Raw genomic sequence first — 622 nt, 5'->3', positions numbered from 1 at the left:
GTGACTGGGGTGAAGTCGTAACAAGGTAGCCGTACCGGAAGGTGTGGCTGGATCACCTCCTTTTTAGGGAGACCTACCCATTTTGGATTGTCGATTTTGGATTTTAGATTGAATAAAAATAAAATCCCAAATCGGAAATCAAAAATCCAAAATAGTGTCATTCCTAGGTCGGTTGTTAATGCAATGTGGCTATCAAACTGTATTATTTGGTTCCTGTTTGGGCTATTAGCTCAGGTGGTTAGAGCGCACCCCTGATAAGGGTGAGGTCCCTGGTTCGAGTCCAGGATGGCCCACATTTTGGGGGTTTAGCTCAGTTGGTAGAGCGCCTGCTTTGCAAGCAGGATGTCAGCGGTTCGAGTCCGCTAACCTCCACATTTAGATAACATTTATTGAAAAAAGCAAAAATAAATGTTAGTATGATTGTATTGTAAAGTTCAGCAACTATAGTTAGTAATATAACTAAGCCTGCTGGATGTATATCCAGTAAGAACCTTGAAAACTGCATAGTGACGCAAATTGTAGGCAGTAAGCGTGTGAAGTGTAATTACTAAAGTAATTATTACGAGAATCACACGGGTATTGAATTACAAACAATCCTTTGAATTAATTTGAATTGGTCAAG

2 tRNA genes and 1 rRNA gene are annotated in these 622 nt (G+C 40.2%); all 3 read left to right on the top strand.

Features of this window, described 5'->3' with window-relative positions:
• A 16S ribosomal RNA gene (locus DSM106972_RS51000) occupies positions 1-63 on the top strand; the annotation flags it as partial.
• Positions 64-219: 156 nt separating this feature from the next.
• Positions 220-293, top strand: a tRNA-Ile gene (locus DSM106972_RS50995).
• A gap of 6 nt (positions 294-299) precedes the next feature.
• Positions 300-372 (top strand) — tRNA-Ala (locus DSM106972_RS50990).
• Positions 373-622 lie beyond the last annotated feature (250 nt).

Source organism: Dulcicalothrix desertica PCC 7102 (genome assembly GCF_003991905.1).
Taxonomy (GTDB): Bacteria; Cyanobacteriota; Cyanobacteriia; order Cyanobacteriales; family Nostocaceae; genus Dulcicalothrix; species Dulcicalothrix desertica.
The sequence above is the reverse complement of the archived record's forward strand: the minus strand, read 5'-3'. Positions and strand labels throughout refer to the sequence as shown.